Origin of the sequence: Mesorhizobium sanjuanii (assembly GCF_002529485.1) — a bacterium.
Lineage (GTDB): Bacteria > Pseudomonadota > Alphaproteobacteria > Rhizobiales > Rhizobiaceae > Mesorhizobium > Mesorhizobium sanjuanii.
This window is the reverse complement of sequence record NZ_NWQG01000175.1, coordinates 15,568-35,232: the sequence shown is the minus strand read 5'-3', so window position 1 is coordinate 35,232 and position 19,665 is coordinate 15,568. Positions and strand designations below refer to the sequence as shown.

The window sequence follows — 19,665 nt, the reverse complement described above, 5'->3', positions numbered from 1 at the left end:
TGGCGGCACAGTCGTCGCCAGCGCCGGCAACCGCACCCGCGAGCTTGCCGATCCCACGGCGCACGCCGAAATGCTGGCGATCCGCGAAGCCTGCCGCAAGCTCTCCAGCGAGCGGCTCGCCGGCCACGACCTCTATGTCACGCTGGAGCCTTGCGCCATGTGCGCCGGCGCCATCTCCTTCGCCAGGCTGCGCCGGCTCTATTTCGGCGCCGCGGACGAAAAAGGCGGCGCGGTGGTCAATGGCGTGCGCTTCTTTGCATCGCCCACCTGCCACCATGTGCCCGACATCTATCCGGGCCTGGCGGAAAGCAAGGCAGCCCTGCTGTTGAAGGATTTCTTCCGGGAGCGGCGGGAACCCTGAACGGGTCGCCGCCGTCAAAGCGACGAAATGTCTGCCGTATTTACCAGGATGGCATCCAGTCGAACCAGCCGCTGCCGCTCTTGCTCTTGGCGGCCGCCTCCTTCTTGAGGCGACGTGCCTTCTTGTACTCGTCCTCGCCGAGCTCATTTTGCGGCGCGGTGCCGGCGGCAACGCGGTATTGCACGGGCGGCTCGCTGAGATATCTGCGGGTATTGGGATCACCCTGGTTGGCTTCGGCCTGGCGGCGCTTGATCTCGTTGGCGCGACTCTTGCTCGCGTCCGAATCCGCCGGAGTCCAGCGCGGCGGGTGACTGGAGGCCGAGTCCGCCATCGCCTTCTTCACCGAGGCAGGATCGGTCTGCACGTCATCGACGATCTGCGACTGGTAGGACGGGTCGTCCTGATGGGCGGTGGCATCGGCGCGCAGGCGGGCGCGGCGCTGCTCGGGCGATTCGGGCCAGTCGGCGCTCGCCGTCTCGATGCTTTCCTGCGGCGGCGGCAGGTTTTCCTTCTGCCCCGGCGCCGGCTTTACCAGTTCGGGACGCGGCTTGTAGTCGATCCGTTCCTTGCTCTTGGGAGAGATAGAAAAGGCGCTGGTCAGATCGCCGGCAAGCTGTTCGCCCGCGGTCTTGTCGGTGCCGTAGGTCGGAGAACCCATGCAGCCGGACAAGGCGAAGCCCGATACGACAAGCGGCGCCAGCAGCGCAACGCGCACGCAAGTTCTCTCGGTCATGCCAAAAAGTCCCACTCTAGACAGCCTCTCGATCGCCACCGGCCAAAGGTCCGGTCCCCATCGTCCAAGCACTTGCGACGGAAATCCGGCGACAATTTGTCGGCCGGAGTTTGGCGTGTTTACCTCAACCACCCGTTAAGGGCAACGCACGGGGGTCGATCAGCCGCCCGCCGTGGCACTTTTGCACCGGCTTATATTATGCCGATGCATGTCGTTGTCCCAAAACCGCCACACACTTTTGGGCGACATGCATCAGATACGCCCAAGCGCCTTCAATTCGTGCAGAACCGCGGCGTCCCGTGCCGAAACATCGGGAAATTCCGCGTCGCTGCCGACATCGGCGGTATAGCGCCATGAACGCGCGCATTTGACCAGACCCCTCGCCTCGGCCTTCTCGACCACCACGGCAACGCCCTTGACGTCGTCCAGCGTAAAGGCCCCTGCCGGCGCCTGGCCATGGACAATGACCAGGTCGCTGGTGATCGCCATCTCGGCCATGTCGACATCCGAAATCGCTGCTTCCAGCGCCGCATCATCGAGGGTGACGACCGGCACCGCTTCCAGCGACGAACCGATGACCTTCTGGGCGCGCGCGATCTCGAGTGCACCGGTGACGACACGGCGGACCTGCCTGACCTTCCGCCATTTCTCCGCCAGCGCCTCGTTTTTCCAGTCAGCCGGGATTTGCGGAAACTGGTCGAGATGCAGCGAGACGGCTTCGGGGTGACGGTCGAGCCAGGCCTCTTCCATGGTGAAGGGCAGCATCGGCGCCAGCCATTTCACCAGGCAATCGAAGAGATGGCGCACCACCTGCACGGAAGCCTTGCGCTTCACGCTGGACGGCGCGTCGCAGTAAAGCGCGTCCTTGCGGATGTCGAAATAGAAGGCCGACAACTCGACCACCATGAAGTCGAGCAGCGCGCGGGTGATGCGCTTGAACTCGAAGGCGTCGTAGCCCTGGCGCACGAGTTCATCCAACTCGGCCAGCCGGTGCAGCATCAGCCGCTCCAGCTCCGGCATCTTGTCCAGCGGCACCTCCTCGCCATCGTCATGGGCGAGCGTGCCCAGCATCCAGCGAATGGTGTTCCTGAGTTTGCGGTAGGCATCGATGTTGGTCTGCAACACGTTCTTGCCGAGCCGCTGGTCTTCCCAATAATCGGTCGTCACCACCCACAGCCGCAGGATGTCGGCGCCCGACTGCTTGATGACGTCCTGCGGCACGACGGTGTTGCCGAGCGACTTCGACATCTTGCGCCCTTCCTCGTCCATGGTGAAGCCATGGGTGACGACGGTGTCGTAGGGCGCCCTGCCCCTGGTGCCGCAGCTTTCGAGCAGCGAGGAGTGGAACCAGCCACGATGCTGGTCGGAGCCTTCGAGATAGAGGTCGGCAGGCCATTTCAGGTCCGGACGATCCTCGAGCGTGAAGACATGACTCGAGCCCGAATCGAACCAGACGTCGAGGATGTCCATCACCTGACGCCATTTCGCGGCATCGTGGTTGCCAAGGAAACGCTCCTTGGCGTTCGCCGCGAACCAGGCGTCGGCGCCTTCCGTCTCGAAGGCGTCCATGATGCGCTGGTTGACCGCTTCGTCCTTCAGCACATTGCCGTCCTCGTCGGCGAAGACGGCGATCGGCACCCCCCAGGCGCGCTGGCGCGACAGCACCCAGTCCGGGCGCTCCTCGATCATGGCGCGGATGCGGTTCTGGCCCGCGGCCGGCACGAAACGGGTGTCGTCGATGGCTTTCAGCGCGCGGCTGCGCAGCGTCGTGCCGTCGCCGAGATCCTTGTCCATGTAGACGAACCATTGCGGCGTGTTGCGGAAGATAATCGGCTTCTTCGAGCGCCAGGAGTGCGGATAGCTGTGCTTCAGCCGGCCGCGCGCGAACAGCGCGTTGCGCTTGATCAGTTCGTCGATGACCGCCTGGTTGGCGTTGCCCTTCTTGCCGTTGTCGTCGATAACGCGCGCCGGCCCACCCTCGCGGTCCGGACCGAAACCCGGCGCGTCCCTGGTGAAGAAGCCGGCATCGTCGACGGTGAAGGGAATTGTCGTGTCGATGCCGCGTGGGCGCAACTCCGACGCAGCGTCCATCCAGGCGTCAAAGTCTTCGCGGCCATGGCCAGGCGCGGTGTGGACGAAGCCGGTGCCGGCGTCGTCGGTGACGTGGTCGCCGGCGAGCATCGGCACGGGGAATTCGTAGCCACCGTTCAGACCCTTGAAGGGATGCGAAAGCGTAAGGCTTCCAAGCTGTTCGGCCGAAACGCTGTGAAGACGATTCAAGGTGACTTTTGCCTTGGTGGCGGCATCCTCGGCCAGCGCGTCGGCGAAGATCAGCTTTTCGCCGGGCTGCGGACCGAACGCATTCTCCGCCGCGGTCACCTCGTAGAGGCCGTAGGCAACGCGCGGCGAATAGTTGACGGCGCGGTTGCCGGGGATGGTCCAGGGCGTCGTCGTCCAGATGACGACATGAGCCTCGAGCAAGTCGAGCGCGGTCTCGGTCAGCGTTGCCGGCTGCCCGTCTTCAGGGGCGGTGATGACGGGCCGCGCGAGGCTTACGACGGGAAACTTCGCCCAGATCGTGTCGCTCTCATAATCCTGGTATTCGACCTCGGCTTCGGCGAGCGCCGTGCGCTCGACCACGCTCCACATGACCGGCTTGGAGCCGCGGTAGAGCTGGCCCGACAGAGCGAATTTCAAAAGCTCGCCGGCGATGCGCGCCTCGGCGTGAAAGGCCATCGTCGTATAGGGATTGTCGAAGTCGCCGACGACGCCGAGACGCCGGAATTCGCCGCCCTGCACCTTGATCCAGTGCGCGGCGAACTCGCGGCATTCCTTGCGGAACTCGTTGACCGGCACCTCGTCCTTGTTCTTGCCCTTGGCACGGTACTGCTCCTCGATCTTCCATTCGATCGGCAGGCCGTGGCAGTCCCAGCCGGGCACGTAATTCGAATCGTAGCCGCGCATCTGGAACGAGCGGGTGATGACGTCCTTGAGGATCTTGTTCAGCGCATGGCCGATATGGATGTTGCCGTTGGCGTAGGGCGGGCCGTCATGCAGCACGTATTTGGTGCGGCCGGCGGCGTCTTCGCGCAGCTTGCGATAGAGATCCATATCCTGCCAGCGCTTGACCAGCAGCGGTTCCTTCTCGGGCAAGCCGGCGCGCATCGGGAAATCCGTCTGCGGAAGGTAAAGCGTCTTGGAATAGTCGATCGTTTCAACGGTATCTGTCATTGGGGTGTCGGTCATTGGTCTGCCATGTGCGTTGCCCGGCGGCAAAGGAGCTCGGGCGTTGAGGTCTTCGCTTTGACACATATCGTTTTCCCAAAACCGGACCCACTTTTGGGCGATATGCGTTGATGATCTGGAAAAAGCGCGAGAGGGCACGCGCAAGATTCCCGGCGGTTCCGGCGGCACTCAGACCGCCCGGAACACCGGGCCTGTAATTCGTATCATCGGTGCGCAAAGGCGCGAAAAGCTCGTCATGGCTGGGCTTTTAGCGGATGCGGCGGCAGGAATAAAGCGTTTGAATCGCCTACATCGAAAAGTCGAAGCGATAGGTCGTCGACACGCCGATGGTGAACTGGTTGCGGTCACCGCGCTCCTTGACCAGGCTGGAATCGGCCGCCGGACCCATCAGGCGCGAATATTCGCCGAACAGGCTGGCTGTCATTGGCTCGGTCACCTTCCAGGTCACCGCGCCGCCAAGGCCCGCCGATTTCACGCCGCCGCCCGGATGGTATTCGCTGAGGCCGGAAGCCACGGCCTCCTCGGCATTGACCCCGTAATAGGCGTCGAAATAGTCCGATGAGGCGAACGAAACACGCGGCCCGCCTGAAATCCTGACCTCCGGTGTCACATCGTAGAAGGCATCGGCGGCAATGTCGGCGACGAAGCCGTTATGGGCGCGGATGCCGTGGCGCAGTTCGGCGCGGGCGCGCAGCCAGTCCAGCGGATAGAATTCGAAGAAGCCGCCGGCCTCACCGCCCCAGCGCACCGGGTCGAGGCCTTTCAGCTCATCGGCGTCGCCGCTGTCGCGCGAAAACAGGATCTTGCCAGTCAGGCCTGCGCGGACACCGCCATCGTCGATCAGCGCCAGCGAGATATTGTCGTTGCGCGAGGTGAAGCGGGCCTGGGGGCCGGCCTTGCCCAGCGAGATGATCGGCTGGGCGCCGAGCATATAGCTCTTGGCGCCTTCGAAGTCCGGGGCGATCAGGCCGGTGGCACCGACCGTCAGATACCAGTCGCCGGAGAGCCAGCCGAAAGCGCCCTCGCCCGCTTGGGCGACGCCTGGCGCGGCGAGCATGGAGGTAGCCAAAACCAGCTGAAACGCTTTGACGGAACGCATTGTCACTCCATACGCGAAACATGCCGGCGAAAACACCCGGCATCGCTCAAGCCATGGCGTCTGTTCGGTAAAATTTGACTTAACACCCGTAACATCGGCGGCGGAGGCGGGACTCTTCGGCATTGCAGCCGGCCATAGCGCGCGCCAAAATCTCGGATCGAAACCCCTCCGGAAGGCGCCAGAGACCGCTCCAGAGAGATTACAGATACTCGCGGACGAACGTGCCCGCGCTGTGGAGCGCGCGGCGACCGGCGTTCAATCCCGCATTCCAGACCGGCCAGGCGTGGATCATATGTGGCCAGATTTCGAGGCGCACCTTGACGTCAGCGCCGCCGGCGGCTTCCGCCAGCCGCGTCGCATCCGACAACAGCGCCTCGGCGGAACCGACTTGTATCAGCATCGGGGGAAATCCACCCAGATCGGCAAACAACGGCGAGATCAGGGGATCGCGCCGGCCAACACCAGGGGGGACATAGGCGACCGCCAATTCCTCCAGATATGCCCGGTGAATGATGGGGTCGATCGCGTCCTTGCTCGACAGCGTCGCGCCGGACATCGAAAGGTCAGTCCAGGGCGAAATCAGCCAAAGACCGCGCGGCAACTGCTCGCCTGCGGCGCGCAGTCTGCTGACCAGGCACAGAGTGAGGTTGCCGCCCGCGCTGTCTCCGCCAACCATGATACGATCCGGTGCGATTCCCTCCCGGCTCAGAAAGCGCCACGCCGCAAGCGCGTCTTCATGCTGCGCGGGGAAAGGATGTTCGGGTGCGCGTCGATAGTCGATCGCGAGGGTACGCATCCCCATTGCGCGACCGGCCTCGGTCACCATTCGACGATGGCTGTTGAGCGAGCCCGAGCAGTAGCCGCCACCGTGGAAAAAGAGCAGAACCTTATCCCTGTCGCTCCCCGGCGCCAGAGACCATTCTCCCGAGAGACCATCGAAAACCACATCCTCGCATCGGATGTCATCGGCGATCGGCCAGACCGAACCGACCTCGTCGAGCCGCGCCCGGCGTTCGTCCCAGCCCACCGGGCGCGGCTTTGACCCCAGCAATTCGCGGACGGCGTTGATCTCGCTGAGATCGAGTTGTTCGTCGACATCGCTCATTTTGCTTCCCCACCAAGCGCAGAAAAAGGCGAATAGCCGCAACCACACGTTATCGATAGAGCGCCGAATGCCAGCTTGCAAATATAGCGACGGACCGATGACACGATCATCATGCGATCAGTCAGACCAACATCAGAGAGAAATCGTCCGACGTCCGTGCCATGTTTGCGCGGTGCACCCCGTGCAGGGGACATTCCACTACCCGACCTCTTCGCGGGAGTCTCGGCTGCTTTCTGCAATGGCGCGTATTCACGCCTCGCGCGAGTAGACACCCGTTGCTCAACCCGGTTCCCGCCGAACATCTCCACTGTCCACAGACTTTTATTTATCCCAGATTAGCTCAGAGAAATGGTGAAGATAAATCTGCCAGTCGCCATTTATTCTTACAACTACGAAAGATGTTCTGACTCGATTTTTTACGACAGAGCCGTCACGATAGTAATTAACGATATCGCCGAACCCTTGCGCCGCGAACAGACCTCGACTCAGCGATCTCGTATTCTGGTCAACAAGCGTTAAATTAACCTTTTCCAGTATTAGTTGATAGCTTCCAAAATACTCCTCTATCTCATCTCGTCCGATGTATAACTTAGGAAGGAGACCGAAAAAAAGAGCATCCTGCGTGTAAATCTTGGAAAGCAGTTTCTTATCCCATGGCGCAGAGGCTTCGTTCCAGCGCTGCTGAATTTGATCGAGAACAGCCTTATGCATGTAAAAAATACTCTCGGGCAACCGCCACCCATACCGCGTCATCTTGTTGAGGCGGTCCGGGCACGCAGCTGGTTTAAGGGGCCATTTTGGTTTAGCGGTGCGGCCGGCGATCTTCAGCCGGCCGCATATTTCAACGGAACCTAGTCATAGTATTCCGCCGGAGCTTTCTTGAACTTCTTCCAGGTTTCCATGTCGTGGCCTGGCACGACAATCGCGTTTTCTTTCTCGGCAATGCGCCGCAGCCTTCTGACCGAAGCAGCGGCTTCCTGCGCGGATGTCAGCGCGCCAGGCAGGCATTTCTCTTCCCAGTGATCCATCGTGTAAGCGGCGTCGATTGCGAGAAGGATCGAACCAGTGTTGGGCAGCCGTACCATGATGGACTGGTGGCCGGGGGTGTGTCCCGGAGACAGGAACGTCTGCACGCTGCCATCGCCGAAGACATCATACTGGTCCTCGCCCTCCATCACGTCCCAGCTGATACCATCCTTGGTCAGATCTTTCTTGATATAGCCGCCTTGCATGAACCAGTCGGCGGCGAACGCCCATGCAATCTCCCGCCGCTGCACGAGATGGCGGGCTTTTGGGAAATTGCCGCAGGCGCCAGAGTGATCGAGATGCAAATGCGAATGCAGCACGAACTTAATATCGTCGGGCTTCATTCCGATCTTGCCGAGTTGGTTCACACAGCCTTCTTCAGGATCCATGATAGGATAGTATTTCTTGGTGGTGTCGCCCCACCAGCCAACCGGATCACGCGCTGCTTCAACCGCCGTGCCACCGTCGATAACGATGTTTCCCTTGGGATGGACGATCAGGTACCACGGGATTGGGGTGAAGAACTCGTCCTGGCTGTAGCCGAGCTTGATATCGACCTCCTTTTGTCGAATCTGCCCAGTCTGGAACATGTAGAGCCTGATATCCGTGCTCATCTGCTTTCCTCTTCTGTTGAACGGGTGACGTGCGGCGGCGATGCCGTGTGTCGCGACTTGCCGCTCAGGGTGACGGCCAGAAGGTCGTCATATGTCCAGCTCTTTTTCGGTGCCTCGGCGACGCAGTTGCCGTCATGGATGACCATGATCCGATCGGCGAGCGCGAGCATTTCGTTCAAGGACGACGAAATGAGCAGGACCGCGGCGCCATCGCGGGCAAGTTGCAGTATGATGTCGTAGATTTCCTTGATCGCTCCGACATCGACGCCGTTGGTCGGCTCCACGATGATGTAGACCGAGGCCTTTGCACTCATCCACTTGCCGATGACCAGCTTCTGCTGATTGCCTCCGGAGAAGAAGCGCACCTGCGTGGAGGATGCGCGTGGGCGCACCGCGAGTTGGTCCAGCACTGACTCTGCATATCTTTTCATGGAGCCGGGCCGGATCATCAAAAAACGTTGCAGCGAATGCAGGACCGGCAGGCAGATGTTATCGGCAGCCGAGAGTGCGGGAAAAAGGGCTTGTTTGCGCCGGTCCTCGGGGATCAGCGCAATGCCTGAACGACGTGCGGCGATCGGGGTGGCCAGATTGACCGCTTTGCCCCGCACCTTTGCCGTTCCGGAATGCCGGCTGATGCCGCCAAGCGCCCGTGCGACATCTTCCATCCCGCCGCCAACGGGACCGGTGAAGCCCAGCACCTCTCCGGCTTGTATCTTGAAGCTGAGGGGCGCCAACTGTGCCGTGCCGAGGCCAGCAACCTCAACCAGGACTTCTGGACGGACACTATTTCCATCATTGTAGGTCGCCAGCTCAGAGCGGCTGCGGTCCACCATGAGTTCGGTAACGCGGTCTTCGGTGATCTCGCCACGGTTCAGGGTTCCGGAGACAAGTCCTCCTCGAAGGATCGTGGCGCGGTCGCAGATCTGCTGGACCTCACGAAGCCGATGGGAGATGTAGACAATGCCTATGCCCTGCGCCTTGAAGCCATCGACGATCCGAAAAAGAACCTCTGATTCCGCCGCCGAAAGGCGAGCTGTGGGCTCATCAAGAACGATCAGTTTGTAGCGCCGATGGAACAAGGTCGCCAAGGTGACGAGTTGCATCTCGGCTGCGGAAAGTGTGCCGGCGAGCCGCCGCACGTCGAGTTCGATGCCCATTTGCGAGAGAATCTCCGCGGCTTCGTCATGGATCGCCCGGTCGCTTATGCCGATCCTCCCAGGCTCATTGCCAAGGAGGATGTTTTGCCCAACCGTGAAGCTGGATACCAGTTCCGCGTCCTGATAGACCGCGCCGAGGCCCAGTCGATGGGCTTCCGGCGGGCTGGAAACCCTGACCGGTGACCCTTCAAGAAGAATTTCGCCGGCGCTCGGGGCATAGACACCCGTCAAGATTTTGATGAGGGTCGACTTGCCCGCACCGTTTTCACCAAGCAGGCCATGCACTTCGCCGCGCAGAAAGCTCAAGCTCACGCCCTTCAACGCTTTCGTGCCGGCAAACTCCTTCTCGAGATTCTTCAGCTCAACCAGTGGGATCCCGTTCATCGCTGCCATCTCAGATAAACTTGAGGTGGACTTCTTCACGGTTGAGGAGTGCGTTTGCTCCAACCGCGACGATAAGCACCAGTCCCTGGAAGATGTGGCGGACGGCGAAGGGGAAGCCGACCATGTTCATCCCGGAATCCACCATGTACAGGAAGAAAACGCCAACGAGAGTACCAAGCAGATGTGGCTTGCCCTTTCCCAGCACGGTCGCGCCAAGGAACACCGCGGCGAAGGCTTCGAGAAGGTAGCCCTCGCCGCCGACCGGTTGTGCCGAGGACGAGATAGCGGTCACGATCACGCCCGCAATCCCCGACATCAACGCCGAAAGCACGAATGCGAGAATGACCCATCGATAAACGTTAATACCGGAGTAGAACGCCGCCATCGGATTGTCGCCGACCGCCGCGATGTAATGGCCGATCCGTGTCCGCGTTGCGGCGATGAGGGCTAAGACGAACACCGCTACCAGGATGATTACCGGCACGCCGACGATTCCGAGTTTACCCTGGCCGACATAAAGGAATGCGGTTTCGTCGTAGCTAACTGGGACCTGATAACCGCCCGTGATAAAAACGTTGATCCCATCGAGCACGAACATCACGCCAAGTGTGACGACAATGCCCGATAGCCGTCCATAGGTCACCAGAAGCCCGTTCACCACACCGATCAGGCATGCGGCAAGCAAAGCGAACACGATTGCAAGCCAAGGTCCGGTGATAGGGATCAGAAAGGCGACGAGGATTGATGATGTCGTCACGGTGAGACCTATCGAAAGGTCGAAGCTCCCCGCGATCACGACCCAGGTCAATCCCATAGAGACCAACGCACTGACGATCATCGAAAAGAGAATGTTGTTCAAATTAGAAGCGGCGGCGAAGTAAGGCGAGGCTATGGAAAATCCAATGGCGGCCACGATCAGGACGACGATTGTTCCCCATTGCCTGAGAAACCGCATGACGGCGGATTCGCGTCTTCCCGCTGGTACCGCGTTGACGGCAGTGCTCTTGGCTGTGTTCGCCTTGGCGAGGCTTTCCTGCTCCACATGCGTCACTTTTTCGATTCCAGTCGTTCGTTGATCAGATGCAAGGTTCGGTCTGGTGCCGGGCAATGCCGTCACCAATAGATTCTGGTCCCGGCACCCTTCGGCACAAGTCGCATTCCGCCGAAAGGGGGCATACGGCGGCAGCACTCTGCTCGCCGTATGCCAGGTTGCGTCTAGCCGCCGTACTGTTTCAGCAGAGCAATTGCCTGCTCGTCCCAGCTCTTGAGTTCGGCGAGTGCTTCGCTCGCCTGATCCGGTGTCTTGGTGATCACGGGGATGCGGTAGACGACATTCGGCACGTCCTCGCCTCGCGCGAGCTTTACCGCGAGTTCGCCGGTCTTGCGGCCGATTTCGGGGAAGGGCGAATCGCAACTGAAAACCACCGGCACCTGCTTGGCCGCCCATGCTTCGAGGAACTGGGTCGACAGGTAGTGATTAAACAGCGGAACGTCGTCCCTGTTCATCTGTTTCAATGCCTGCGCCGCGCCGAGCGTGAATGGCCACCACCACGAGATGAAGGCCGCTAGCGAGCCGGGCTCCGGATGAGCCTGCAAAAGCGACAGCATGTTCTTGCGGCCAACCGAAATCTCATCGGTCGTGCCCTGGCCGCCGTCTATGAAGGGCAGCACCTTCATGCGCGGCTCATAGCGGCACATGAGCTCAAACATATCCACTTCCATGTCGAACGGCGTGAAATAACCGCGCTGCTCGGCAGTCTGGGCAAAGGTGCCCTGACGGCCGGTATAATTTTGAACGAAATAACCAAGCGTGGTCGCAGTTCCCCAGACATCGTCCATGACAGCCGGTGAATCTTTGACCGGAATGGTGAAGCCAACCGTCTTGATGCCTCTCTTGTGAGCCTCGTCCGCGATATAGGCGGTCTCGGATTCCTGTGAATAGATTCCCATGACAAGCGCATCGATGCCGCGGTCGAGCAGTGCCCGCTCGGCCGACTGTTCGCTAGGCTTTGTCGGCTCGCCGCGAACTGTGACGACCTCGCCTCCGGCATCGAGAACGGCCTTGACGATCTGCCAGCAGCCCCGGCGCCAAGGCTGATTAAACGGCCCGTAGGTCAGCGGCACGCCAATACGAACCTTTTTGCCGGCGGCGGGTGGCGTTATCTCCTCGGCGCTGGCAAGTATCGGCGAACTAGCCAGCGCCGCGCCTCCGAGTAGACCGCCCACACTCTTCAAAAGAGTCCGGCGATTGAAATCGGTGTACTCGACGGCCTCTTGTGCAAGCCTGCGTAACCGTTGCGGATCATCAAAAATATTCATGCGCTCCTCCCGTTTTTCTACCGTTGCGAAGGCCAGGCATCCGGCAATCCCGGTGACTGAGCGTTCTTAGCTGCGGACAATACCTGTCACGGCATCTCCTTGCGCCCGCAGCACCTAGGGCATTGTATCGCCTGCCCCACTGTTGACAGTCAACCATATTGCCAGGTTGCCTGACAAGCTAAATCTGTTATTCTTGCAAAACAAAAGTCGCGGCAGCATGGGTACAACCGAGCCACAGCGGCTTAGAAGCGCCGTCGAAAGCGACGATGTTGGAGCACCGTATGGTTTATGATGAAAAGGTTAGACGAGGACCTTCACTTGCCGATTCCGTAGCCTCGAGGATCAGGAGTGACATCACCTCGGGCACACACGCCAAGGGCGACAAGCTCCCAACGGAGCACGAGCTTTCGGAAAAGTATGGTGTGAGCCGGCCGATCGTCAGGGAAGCAATCGGCATCCTTAAGCGCGACGGGCTCGTTGCAACCCGTCAGGGTCTTGGGGCGTTCGTGATCGAGACGAAGGAGATGGCGTTTCGATTGGCCGGTGTTGATCTGACCGATGCACTCGATGTTGAAAACATTATCGAACTGCTGATGGCGGTGGAATCGGCTGCGACAGCTTTGGCTGCCGAACGGCGCTCGGCCAAGCAGCTTGCGGCGATTGAAAAGCAATTGCATTCCATCCAGCGGGCGTTCGACAACAATGAAGCCGGCGTTGAGGAGGACATGGCCTTTCATAGGGAGATCGTCGATGCCTGCGGCAATCCGCATTTCCGGGAAATGTCGAACTTTTTGGAGTCCCATGTGCGGAATTTCATCCGCAAAGCCCGCGCCAGTACCCTGCGAAATGCTTTGCTCTCGCAGGTTCAGGAAGAACATATCGCCATATTTAACGCCATCGCAGACGGGAATCCACAAGAGGCTCGGAAAGCCGCGGAAAAGCATCTGCGAGGAGCTGCGAATCGACTTTCCTTGCATCTGGGATCGAAGTGAGCCCGTTCGCCTAAAGTGCGCTCCCCCAGCGAGAGGGTATGAACGCACAGCACGGCGACGGCAGCAATCGGTCGCCTGCCAATTCGATCGACCGTTCCGTGCGCACCTGCGACCTCCAGCGAGCGGTCGCCGGTAATGTCCGATTTAAGGCAGTGGCACCGCTAACTTTAATGACCGGCATGAGGCACCAACCAACCTTTCACGAAATGAACTCGCAACGGCTGCTCTGGTCAGAGCGGACCTCTCGCAAAGCGGATCGTTCGGGATGCAGCGCTCGCAACCTGCTCGCTTTACCGGCAAGCCTATCGGCGTTACCCTCCAAACCGGCAAAAGGCCAGATAAGCTTGAGGGAGAAGGGCGATGACATTGCAAGGCGACGCCTTGAAGGACGCGATCGGCCAGACGAAGGCGAAATGGGGATGGTTCGTCGCACTCGGCGTACTGCTTTTGATCTTCGGCGGTATTGCCTTCGGCAATCTGTTCGTCGCCACGGTCGCCTCGGTCTATGTCGTCGGCTGGCTGATGCTGATGGCGGGCGTCATCGAAATCATCCATGCCTTCGGCGTCAAGACCTGGGGCCGGTTCTTCTACTGGTTGCTTAGCGGCCTGCTCTACGCCGTCGCCGGGTTCTTCGCCTTCTATAATCCGCTGCTGGCCTCGGCAGTTCTGACTTTCCTGCTGGCGGTCGCCCTCCTCGCTTCAGGGGTGCTCAGGGCCTGGGTCGGCTACAAGCACAAGCCGGAGAAAGGCTGGGGCTGGCTGGTCGCGGCAGGCGTCATCAGCGCGCTGGCCGGCCTGGTCATCGCGATGGGCTGGCCGGTCAACAGCCTTTGGGTGCTGGGGCTTTTCCTGGCCATCGACCTGATCTTCCAGGGCTGGACCTTCATCGCCGTCGGACTTGCACTGAAGAAGTAATGGCGCCGAGTTAATAGTCGGCATCGCTTACGACAGATTGAGCAGCGTCACCGCGATCAGCGCCAGCGCGATCCCGACATATTGCAGCGAGGACACCTCTTCCTTGAAAACGATCACGCCGACCAGCACGGCGCCGGCCACGACAATGGTATTGACCAGCGCTCCTGTGACGGCGAGGTTCAGTCGCGTGTTGATAAAGGCAAAGGCCCCGTAGGAGAGCGGCGACAGCAGCATGACGTATGCCATGCTGCGGCCGCTGCCGGTCTTGCCCCAATGCGCGCTCAGCCCATCGCACAGGATGAACATTCCGGAGCAGAGGAGCACCACGCTCCACACAAAGGCGTCGATTTTCATCGAGCAGCATTGGGCGCGTTGGCGGCGGCCTTCAATGAACCGCTTCACGGTCCGTCGTATTTCTCGATTTTCGACAATGAGTCTTGAAAACAGTCAAAAAGCGATCGCGCTATCCAGGTCCGAGAGCGGGCTGACGCCGGCAAGCAGCGCCCTCGCCTCGGCCTCGTCGCGCTTCATCTGCGCGACCAGCGCGTCGAGCCCGTCGAACTTCACCTCCGGGCGCAGGAAGCCGAAGAAGGACACCGCGCAGATCTCGCCATAGAGATCGCCGGAAAAGTCGAAGACGAAGGTTTCCAGAAGCGGCGCGCCATTGTCGTCGACGGTCGGACGGCGGCCGAAACTGGCGACGCCGTCATGCAGCGAGCCGTCGGCACGGCGAAAGCGAACGGCATAGATGCCTTCCCTGAGGGCCACTTCCGGCGAGAGCTTCATATTGGCGGTCGGAAAGCCCAGCGTGCGGCCAAGCTGCTGGCCGCCGATCACTTCGCTTTCGACCGTGAAGCGGTAGCCGAGCAGCCCGGCGACCTCGGTCACCGCGCCTTCGCTCAGCAACGCGCGGATACGGCTCGACGACACCACCTCGGCGCCTTCGTCGCGGAAGGCGTCGACCAGGGTGACGCCGAACCCATGGCGTTCGCCGGCCGCCATCAAATAGGCCGGGCCACCTTGCCTATCCTTGCCGAAATGGAAATCGAAGCCGGTCACGGCATGGCTGATGCCGAGATTCCGGTCCAGCACGTCGGTCACGAAGGCTTCCGCCGATAACGAAGCGAAGTCGCGCGTGAATGGCTGTTCGACGAGCGCGGCAAAGCCCAGAAGCGATAAAAGCCGCGCCTTCATCGGCGGTGGCGTCAACACGAACAGCGGAATATCGGGCCGGAACACCTTTCGCGGATGTGGCTCGAAGCTCAGCACCAGGGCCGGCACGCCGCGTCGCCGCGCTTCGGCCAGCGCGCGATCGAGCACAGCCTGATGGCCGCGGTGAACACCGTCGAAATTCCCGATCGCCACCACGCCGCCGCGCAAACCGGGCGGCAGCGGCGAAGTTGCGGAAATGCGTTCGAAGGCTTCGGTCATTTCGAGGCTTCCATGGCAACGACCCTATTGTAGTCTCGGCCCTATTGTAGTCTCGGGCCTACTGCAGTTTCGGAATGACCGCGACCGGCTGGTAGCCATGCTTTTCCAGAAAGTCGGCGAGCCTGGCCGGATCCGGCTGCAGCGGATCGCCATAGTCGCGGGCGTGGATGCCGCCCGATACGTAGAGCACATCGAAGCCATTGTCGGCAGCGCCCTTGATATCGGTCATCATGCCATCGCCTATGGCCAGTACTTCCGAGCGCTCGACCGGGCGGCCGAGCAATTCGGCGACCTCCCTCAGCGCGACATCATAGACCGGTGCAAAAGGCTTTCCGGCGATCAGCGTGCGCCCGCCAAGCTGGGCATAGTCGCGGGCGAGCGCCCCCGCGCACCAGATCTTGCGCTCGCCGCGCTCGACCCAGATATCGGGATTGGCGCAGATGAAGGGCAAGTTCCTGGCGCGGAGTCGCCGCAGGAGATCGGAATAGTCTTCCGGCTTTTCCACCTCGTCGTCGAACAGGCCGGTGCAGACCACGCCGGAGGCCTCGAACTCCTCGACCAGATCGACGTCGAGACCGTCATAGAGCGTGAAATCGCGGTCAGCGCCGATATGGAAGATCTTTCGCGGACCCTCCGCAATCAGGTCGCGGGTCACGTCACCGGAGGTGACGACACGATCATAGGCGGCGGCCGGAACGCCGATCGCGTTCATCTGCGTCACCACGTCGGCGCTTCGGCGCGGCGAGTTGGTGATGAGAACCACGGGCATTTTCATCGCGCGCGCGGTGGCCAGCGCCTCGGCCGCGGCGGGGAAATGCCATTCGCCATTGTGGACCACGCCCCAGACATCGCAAAGGATAGCGGCATAGGCTCCCGACAAATCCGCGAGCGAGCCGATGATGTCGGGCGAATGCGCCATATCACTTTCCCAGGTCATGATGTTTGCAGGAGCCGCAACCGACGGTCCGCCGCAGCCGGGTCTGGATTAGCCGAAGCTCTCAGCCCTGTCACCAGCTTTCGCCAATGGCGGCTGGCGTCGACATGAACGCTCCCGTCCATTCAAAAGCAACCGCCTCCCCCGCGCCGGACCAGGAACGGCCAAGCGCCGGGTCGGGAAAATAGTTAACCGACTTTGAAAAGATGAGCTCATCTTGGATATATTTTAGCAATCTGAAATTTAGTGATCCATGGCACTGTTCCGCAATAACTGGGGCTTGCTGGGGCAATCAAGGAAATGTTGGGCAAATTCTGGCGGGATCGGCGCGGCAACTACGCGCTGATGACGGTCATAACCATGGTGCCGCTGATGGGCGGGCTGGCACTCAGCATCGACTATTCGCAAATGCTTCGCCAGAAGCAGGACGCGCTCAACGCCCTGGACGCCGCTGGCATCGCCACCGCTCAGCAGATCGTCTCCGGCGCCAGCGACAGCGATGCCAAGGCCTATGCCAAGAATTTCTTCGAAGCCAATCTCGGCTACGTCGATCCGGCGGATACGGTGCTTACGGTCACCTTGCCCAACAACAATGCCGGCGGCGGCACGCTGAAGCTCTGCAGCGTCATGACCTACCATCCCTATTTCCTGCCGGCCGCCGGAATGCTGATCGGCGGGACCACCAAGGATGCAACCTACACGGCGTGCTCGGACGTCCGCCTCAAGAACACGCTGGAAGTTGCCCTCGTGCTCGACAATTCCGGCTCGATGGACTACCTCGGCTCCGGCACCGGCCAGAAGCGGATAGACCTGCTGAAGGCGGCCGCCAAGCAGCTTGTCGGAACGCTGGCGCTGCAGGCGCAGCAGATGAAGCAGATCAGCAAACCGGTGCAGTTCTCTCTCGTGCCATTCGCCGCCTCGGTCAATGTCGGCCCCACGCATGACCAAGACAGCTGGATGGATCAGGACGGCATCTCGCCGATCCAGCATGAGGATTTCGACTGGACGACGATGAGTGCGGCCAACGATCCAGCCAAATACGCGGAGAAGATCGGCGGCGTCTGGTACAAGCGCGGCGCCGGCTGGGGCGACACTGAAAACCAGCCGCTGACGCGCTTCAGCCTGTACGCCGACATGACGGTCGAATCCGGCCGCGAAGAGGTGCCCAACACCAAGCAATATATCTGCGACGATTACAGGAGAAACGGCACTTGCAGGAGCGGCCATTGGACCACCCCGGAGTACATCTACACCACCAGCCGCTATGCGAGCTGGCAGGGCTGCGTGGAGGCGAGGCCGTATCCGTACAATGACGACGACACGACGCCGGATACCGCAACTCCGGCCACGCTGTTCGTGCCGATGTTCGCGCCCGACGAAGCCGGCACGCTGTGGCGCGATTTCAATCGTGATGGCGTCGATGATGTCACCGCCCTTTCCTATAATTACGGCAACAACTGGTGGGCCGACTGGCCCTACGGCGCCGATCCGACCGCCGCGCAACGGCAGTCGGATATGCGCAAGTATTTCCTGGTCAAGCCTTACGGCTCGAAATCGGCAGCCGCGGGCGATGGTCCGAATTCTTCCTGCACGACCAACCCGATCACACTGTTGAAGGACGTCAGCCAGGACGCGCAGAAACGGGAGATCGAGGACGCCATCGACGCCATGGCGCCGAACGGCAACACCAATGTGCCTGAGGGCCTGGCCTGGGGGTGGCGGACGGTGTCGAGCAACGAACCGTTCACGCAAGGGCGGCCCAACAGCGAAAGAGGCAATGACAAGGTGGTCATCGTCCTGACCGATGGCGCCAACACCTACAGCGCCGTCAGCGACAGCAACTATGCCAACAACAGGTCGACCTACGCTGCTTACGGCTATACCGGCTTGACATATCCGGGGTCGGGAAGCGTGACCCGGCTGTTCATGAACACAAGCAACAATGTCGGCAAGACCACCTATACCAGCGGCAATTACACCGCCGCGCTGGACGAGCAAATGCAGACCCTTTGCACCAATGCGAAGAATTCGAACATTCTCGTCATGACCGTGGCGCTCGACCTGTCGGCAACCGACGACAAGAATGCGCTCGACGCGCTGAAGAAATGTTCATCGGACTCGCGCTTCCGCAAGGATGCGACCGATCCGACCAAGCCAGCCAAGCTGTTCTGGAACGCGACCGGCGCAACGCTGTCGGACAATTTCAAGGAAATCGCCAATGAATTGTCCAACCTGCGCATCGTCGGCTGAGCGGCGGGCTGTCGCCCGGAAATGACAGGCTGGCGGGACAAAGCCACGGCGTGATCCACGCTGGATGATGGGACGGTGCTGATCGCGCTGGCGCGCAAGATGGCGACCGACGCGCAGCGGTGACGCAAGCGCCGCGCATGACCCCGAAAGCCGGAATCGATTTTCGGAAAGGATCATGCGCCAAATCAAAGGGCTACAGCGTCCCTTGCGCCTCCAAGGGACGCGCGGCGCTGTAGTCTACATGGGACGCCTTATCTGCTGCGCCCGTTCCGGCTCGACCACCCTGCGATACAGATGCCAGGTCGCGTGGCCGAGGATCGGCATGACGACGGCGAGCCCGGCAAACAGCGGGATCGAGCCGATGACCAGCAGCACGGCGACGGTCAAGCCCCACAGCGCCATCTGCAGCGGATTTGCCATCACCGCGCGCGCCGAAGTCTCGATTGCCGAGACGGCGCCGACGTCGCGGTCGAGCAGCAGCGGAAAGGCGATGACAGTCGTTGCCAGCACAACCACCGCAAAGACGAAGCCGGCTGCATTGCCAAGCAGGATCAGCGTCCACCCCTTGCTGGTCGTCAGAACCTCGCGGATGAAGGCGCCGATCGAGGCCGGCGGCTGGTCGCCGAACAGGCCGGTATAGATCGCCTGGGCCGTATACAGCCACAGCAGGAACAAAGCGAGCAGCATGATGCCGATCGCCGCGATCGCCGGCAGCGCCGGCGAGCGGCGCACATCCAGCGCATGCCGCCAGTCGGTGTTCATGCCGAGCTCGCGCCGACGGCTGATCTCGTAGAGGCCGATAGCGGCAAACGGACCGACCAGAGCAAAGCCCGACATCAAGGGATAGATGAGTTGGATGGCGTTGGAACCGGAAGTCCACCGCGTCAGGATCAGGCCGACGAGATCAGGCACAGGAACACGTAGTGCGAGGGCTTGGCCCAGAAATCGTCGGCGCCGAGCCGCAGCGCATCCCAGAGGTCCGCGCTGGTGATGCGGCGTACCGTGGGCTGCACGTGCATTCCACGCGCGTCCGCCATGACATGAAAGCCGGCCATAACCTTCCTCCCGTGTGTCGGGGCGGTCACCGCCTGGATGGCCG

General features: G+C 61.1%; 16 protein-coding genes and 1 pseudogene. 4 read left to right on the top strand and 13 right to left on the bottom strand.

The window, feature by feature from the left end:
* A partial coding sequence (locus tag CN311_RS23910; protein WP_097576147.1) for a nucleoside deaminase occupies window positions 1-361 on the top strand: 361 nt, incomplete at its 5' end.
* A 40-nt stretch (window positions 362-401) separates the two neighbouring features.
* Here the strand turns inward: CN311_RS23910 and CN311_RS23905 are convergent.
* From CN311_RS23905 to CN311_RS23865, 9 genes are all read right to left on the bottom strand, one after another.
* The gene (locus tag CN311_RS23905; RefSeq protein ID WP_097576146.1) at window positions 402-1,094 is read right to left on the bottom strand and encodes a hypothetical protein; all 693 of its coding nucleotides are present in this window, start codon (window positions 1,092-1,094) and stop codon (window positions 402-404) included.
* Between the two features lie 252 nt (window positions 1,095-1,346).
* The gene (gene ileS, locus CN311_RS23900) at window positions 1,347-4,325 is read right to left on the bottom strand and encodes an isoleucine--tRNA ligase (protein WP_097576145.1); all 2,979 of its coding nucleotides are present in this window, start codon (window positions 4,323-4,325) and stop codon (window positions 1,347-1,349) included.
* A 301-nt stretch (window positions 4,326-4,626) separates the two neighbouring features.
* Window positions 4,627-5,439: a MipA/OmpV family protein gene (locus tag CN311_RS23895; RefSeq protein ID WP_097576144.1), complete on the bottom strand. Its 813-nt coding sequence runs from the start codon at window positions 5,437-5,439 to the stop codon at window positions 4,627-4,629.
* 199 nt (window positions 5,440-5,638) lie between these two features.
* Window positions 5,639-6,544 (bottom strand): alpha/beta hydrolase, encoded by a 906-nt coding sequence (locus tag CN311_RS23890; protein ID WP_097576143.1) that lies wholly within the window; start codon window positions 6,542-6,544, stop codon window positions 5,639-5,641.
* Between the two features lie 321 nt (window positions 6,545-6,865).
* Window positions 6,866-7,255, bottom strand: a complete 390-nt coding sequence (locus CN311_RS23885; RefSeq protein ID WP_097576142.1) for a YybH family protein — start codon at window positions 7,253-7,255, stop codon at window positions 6,866-6,868.
* 140 nt (window positions 7,256-7,395) lie between these two features.
* Window positions 7,396-8,184, bottom strand: a complete 789-nt coding sequence (attM, locus tag CN311_RS23880; RefSeq protein ID WP_097576141.1) for an AttM family quorum-quenching N-acyl homoserine lactonase — start codon at window positions 8,182-8,184, stop codon at window positions 7,396-7,398.
* Window positions 8,181-9,734 carry a sugar ABC transporter ATP-binding protein gene (locus tag CN311_RS23875; RefSeq protein ID WP_245440931.1) on the bottom strand — a complete coding sequence of 518 codons (1,554 nt, stop codon included), beginning with the start codon at window positions 9,732-9,734 and terminating at the stop codon, window positions 8,181-8,183. The genes attM and CN311_RS23875 overlap by 4 nt, the downstream gene beginning before the upstream one ends.
* 1 nt (window position 9,735) lies before the next feature.
* On the bottom strand, window positions 9,736-10,776 hold the full coding sequence (locus tag CN311_RS23870; protein WP_097576140.1) for an ABC transporter permease: 1,041 nt from the start codon (window positions 10,774-10,776) through the stop codon (window positions 9,736-9,738).
* A 164-nt stretch (window positions 10,777-10,940) separates the two neighbouring features.
* On the bottom strand, window positions 10,941-12,044 hold the full coding sequence (locus tag CN311_RS23865; protein ID WP_097576139.1) for a sugar ABC transporter substrate-binding protein: 1,104 nt from the start codon (window positions 12,042-12,044) through the stop codon (window positions 10,941-10,943).
* Window positions 12,045-12,325: 281 nt separating this feature from the next.
* Between CN311_RS23865 and CN311_RS23860 the strand changes: the two genes are divergently transcribed.
* Window positions 12,326-13,036 carry a FadR/GntR family transcriptional regulator gene (locus CN311_RS23860; protein ID WP_097576138.1) on the top strand — a complete coding sequence of 237 codons (711 nt, stop codon included), beginning with the start codon at window positions 12,326-12,328 and terminating at the stop codon, window positions 13,034-13,036.
* A gap of 360 nt (window positions 13,037-13,396) precedes the next feature.
* Window positions 13,397-13,951, top strand: coding sequence for an HdeD family acid-resistance protein (locus tag CN311_RS23855; RefSeq protein WP_097576137.1), 555 nt, complete (start codon window positions 13,397-13,399; stop codon window positions 13,949-13,951).
* 27 nt (window positions 13,952-13,978) lie between these two features.
* Here CN311_RS23855 and CN311_RS23850 read toward each other — a convergent pair whose 3' ends face one another.
* The 3 genes from CN311_RS23850 to CN311_RS23840 are packed head-to-tail and all read right to left on the bottom strand — an operon-like array spanning window position 13,979 to window position 16,301.
* Window positions 13,979-14,353: a hypothetical protein gene (locus CN311_RS23850; protein WP_245440930.1), complete on the bottom strand. Its 375-nt coding sequence runs from the start codon at window positions 14,351-14,353 to the stop codon at window positions 13,979-13,981.
* Window positions 14,354-14,398: 45 nt separating this feature from the next.
* Entirely contained in the window at window positions 14,399-15,382 is a 984-nt protein-coding gene (locus CN311_RS23845; RefSeq protein ID WP_097576136.1) for a bifunctional riboflavin kinase/FAD synthetase, read from the bottom strand.
* Window positions 15,383-15,440: 58 nt separating this feature from the next.
* Window positions 15,441-16,301, bottom strand: a complete 861-nt coding sequence (locus CN311_RS23840) for a TIGR01459 family HAD-type hydrolase (protein WP_165779819.1) — start codon at window positions 16,299-16,301, stop codon at window positions 15,441-15,443.
* Window positions 16,302-16,616: 315 nt separating this feature from the next.
* Between CN311_RS23840 and CN311_RS23835 the strand changes: the two genes are divergently transcribed.
* A complete protein-coding gene (locus CN311_RS23835) occupies window positions 16,617-18,566 on the top strand; it encodes a TadE/TadG family type IV pilus assembly protein (protein WP_097576134.1) in 1,950 nt (649 codons plus the stop codon).
* A gap of 237 nt (window positions 18,567-18,803) precedes the next feature.
* Here the strand turns inward: CN311_RS23835 and CN311_RS23830 are convergent.
* A pseudogene (locus CN311_RS23830) lies at window positions 18,804-19,621 on the bottom strand (DUF2189 domain-containing protein).
* Between the last annotated feature and the right edge of the window lie 44 nt (window positions 19,622-19,665).

Coding starts and splice junctions, on each gene's coding strand:
- CN311_RS23905 (WP_097576146.1), bottom strand. CDS start 1,094: ATGACCGAGAGAACTTGCGTGCGCGTTGCGCTGCTGGCGCCGCTTGTC.
- ileS (WP_097576145.1), bottom strand. CDS start 4,325: ATGACAGATACCGTTGAAACGATCGACTATTCCAAGACGCTTTACCTT.
- CN311_RS23895 (WP_097576144.1), bottom strand. CDS start 5,439: ATGCGTTCCGTCAAAGCGTTTCAGCTGGTTTTGGCTACCTCCATGCTC.
- CN311_RS23890 (WP_097576143.1), bottom strand. CDS start 6,544: ATGAGCGATGTCGACGAACAACTCGATCTCAGCGAGATCAACGCCGTC.
- CN311_RS23885 (WP_097576142.1), bottom strand. CDS start 7,255: ATGCATAAGGCTGTTCTCGATCAAATTCAGCAGCGCTGGAACGAAGCC.
- attM (WP_097576141.1), bottom strand. CDS start 8,184: ATGAGCACGGATATCAGGCTCTACATGTTCCAGACTGGGCAGATTCGA.
- CN311_RS23875 (WP_245440931.1), bottom strand. CDS start 9,734: ATGGCAGCGATGAACGGGATCCCACTGGTTGAGCTGAAGAATCTCGAG.
- CN311_RS23865 (WP_097576139.1), bottom strand. CDS start 12,044: ATGAATATTTTTGATGATCCGCAACGGTTACGCAGGCTTGCACAAGAG.
- CN311_RS23860 (WP_097576138.1), top strand. CDS start 12,326: ATGGTTTATGATGAAAAGGTTAGACGAGGACCTTCACTTGCCGATTCC.
- CN311_RS23855 (WP_097576137.1), top strand. CDS start 13,397: ATGACATTGCAAGGCGACGCCTTGAAGGACGCGATCGGCCAGACGAAG.
- CN311_RS23845 (WP_097576136.1), bottom strand. CDS start 15,382: ATGACCGAAGCCTTCGAACGCATTTCCGCAACTTCGCCGCTGCCGCCC.
- CN311_RS23840 (WP_165779819.1), bottom strand. CDS start 16,301: ATGGCGCATTCGCCCGACATCATCGGCTCGCTCGCGGATTTGTCGGGA.
- CN311_RS23835 (WP_097576134.1), top strand. CDS start 16,617: ATGTTGGGCAAATTCTGGCGGGATCGGCGCGGCAACTACGCGCTGATG.